General features: G+C 63.4%; 3 protein-coding genes. 2 read left to right on the top strand and 1 reads right to left on the bottom strand.

What is annotated here, in order from left to right; genetic code table 11:
* Nucleotides 1-127 precede the first annotated feature (127 nt).
* Nucleotides 128-598 carry a hypothetical protein gene (locus tag VF515_17015; GenBank protein HEX7409333.1) on the top strand — a complete coding sequence of 157 codons (471 nt, stop codon included), beginning with the start codon at nucleotides 128-130 and terminating at the stop codon, nucleotides 596-598.
* A gap of 103 nt (nucleotides 599-701) precedes the next feature.
* A complete protein-coding gene (locus VF515_17020) occupies nucleotides 702-1,334 on the top strand; it encodes a polyhydroxyalkanoate synthesis regulator DNA-binding domain-containing protein (protein HEX7409334.1) in 633 nt (210 codons plus the stop codon).
* A gap of 60 nt (nucleotides 1,335-1,394) precedes the next feature.
* Here the strand turns inward: VF515_17020 and epsC are convergent.
* Nucleotides 1,395-2,309: serine O-acetyltransferase EpsC (gene epsC, locus VF515_17025; protein ID HEX7409335.1), on the bottom strand; the 915-nt coding region annotated here is incomplete at its 5' end.

The following is a 2,309-nucleotide window of genomic DNA, read 5'->3' on the forward strand; positions in this document are numbered from 1 at the left end:
GTTAGTACAGGCTGGAAGCCTATACCACCGGCATTGCGCCTCTTTGGCGCAACCCAAGGCGGATTCGCCGTGGTCGCGGACCACGCATTCCCTCACAGCCTCTGAGTCCTGAGTTTCGAGGGCTGAGATGGGTAGCGAGGAAGAACGGCGGGCGGTGCCAGGGAAGGGCAGGGCGGGCCCTCCACCAGCAGGATTGCGGGTACTCATCGCCGGGTTGTGGGTGGTGGCCGGTCTCGACCTGCTGTACTGGGTGCTGTTTTTCACCACCGGAGAGGTGCAGACAAGTCAGGACGCCATGTACCTGGATTGGGAGCGGTCCTTTCCCGCCGCCGATGCCTGGCTGGGGATTGCGGCGGTTGCCTGCGCCGAGGGACTGCGGCGCCGGCGGGCGTGGGCCGTCCTCTACGGCATCGCCGCGGGCAGCGCCTTCATCTATCTGGGGCTGATGGACACGTTGTACAACCTGCAGCACGGCATGTACCTGCATTTTGACGGCGCCATGCTGGGGGAAGTCGGCATCAACGTCGCGTGTTTCGGTTTTGGCCCGTTCCTGATGTGGTACGTCTGGCGCCACCGCCGCTGCCTGGATGCGTCGTAGTGTGGGCGGGGCCGGGTCTGTCCCGGAGTGGGGCGCACCCGCCTTGCCGCCGACGTCCCTGCTGTGCTAGCCGTCGAGGCGGGTCGTAGAAACGGGTACGGGTATGGAGCGGCTGATCAAGCGTTACGCCAATCGTAAGATGTATGACACACAGGCGAGCCACTACGTGACGCTTGATGGTGTCGCCGACCTGGTGCGTGCTGGCGAGGAGGTGCGCATCGTCGACAACGACAGCGGTGAGGATCTGACGGCGCTGATCTTTGCACAGATCATTTTTGAGGAAGAAAAGCGCAAGAACGGTCTCTTGGAGCTGCCGGTGCTGCGCTGGATCATCCAGCGGGGTGGGGCGACGGTACACGAAATTCTGAGTAGCGTTGATCGTGGTCGCGAGGCCATCGAGAATGTCCGGGAGCTGGCTGAGAAGGGGATGAAGCAGCTCCTCAAAGGTGGGGACACGAGCAGGCCCAAGGACCGCGGCGTGAAGAAGGGGGTTGCGGCCTCAGGCACGCGGCGGCTGCTCGATGAGATTTTGGAAGTGCCACAGAAGCAAATTGAACAGTTGCAGCACCGCATTGACGCACAAGTGCGTGCATCGATCGAACGGGTAACGGCACATCCCGCGATCCAGAATGAACTGCGCCGCATCGAAGCCAGTGTGAAAAGTCTGGAGCGGCAGCTGAGCCGGCTGCGGCGCGAACCGCCGCGCCCCCGCCCGCGCCGGCCACGGGGGAAGTGATCAATTCTCGCTTGCAGGAGCTGCGGCCCTCCATCGGTGGAGGGCTGAGGGCGCCCGGATCTATGCGAGGCTTTCCTTCCGCGGCGTATGCGTGACCCGTGCGTCGTAGAGCACCTTGCTGCGCGGCGGCACGGATTCGACCAACCAGACGTTGCCGCCGATGACGCAGCCTTCACCAATGACGGTGTCGCCGAGGATAGTCGCACCGGAGTATATGGTGACGTTGTCCTCGATGGTCGGGTGCCGTTTGCGGCGGCGGAACGAAGCCCCTTCCGTTCGGCGCGGGCTGAGGGCGCCGAGCGTGACGCCCTGATACAGCTTGACGTGGTTGCCGATGACGGAGGTTTCGCCGATGACCACGCCCGTTCCGTGATCGATGAAGAAGCTGCGCCCGATCTGAGCCCCGGGGTGGATGTCGATTCCGGTCTTGCCGTGCGCGTGTTCCGACAGGATGCGGGGGATCATCGGGACATCTTCCTTGTAGAGCTCGTGGGCGATGCGGTGCGTGGTGATCGCCTGAATTGCCGGATAGCTGAAGATGACCTCCTCGACGCTCTTGGCCGCAGGGTCGCCGTCAAACGCAGCAATGACGTCCTCGTTGAGGAGTGCCCGCAGCTCCGGCAGTGTGTTCAGGAGGCGCAAGACCACCGCTTCAGCCCAATCCGGGTCACGCGCAACGGTGGTACGACCGCATGCCTGCTCGTACTGGATCGCCCGCCCGATTTGCTCGACGAGGAGTTCGCAGGCCGGGTGCAGGTGTTCGCTGATGGAGTAACGCAAGTTCCCGCGGTTCAACGGGCGCGTGCTGTAGAAACCCATGAAGATGACGGGCTTGAGGTGATTCAGGGCTTCGATCACCGCGCGCCGGCTCGGCAGGGCGGCGCTCTCGAGACTGTCAATCTCTCGGTTGCCGGTGTAGCTGGCCGCAATTTGATCGACGGCGGCTTCGAGTTTGTCGTAGTGGCTCAGCAGTCT

It is taken from the genome of Candidatus Binatia bacterium, assembly GCA_036382395.1.
Taxonomy (GTDB): Bacteria; Desulfobacterota; Binatia; order HRBIN30; family HRBIN30; genus JAGDMS01.

Coding starts and splice junctions, on each gene's coding strand:
- VF515_17015 (HEX7409333.1), top strand. CDS start 128: ATGGGTAGCGAGGAAGAACGGCGGGCGGTGCCAGGGAAGGGCAGGGCG.
- VF515_17020 (HEX7409334.1), top strand. CDS start 702: ATGGAGCGGCTGATCAAGCGTTACGCCAATCGTAAGATGTATGACACA.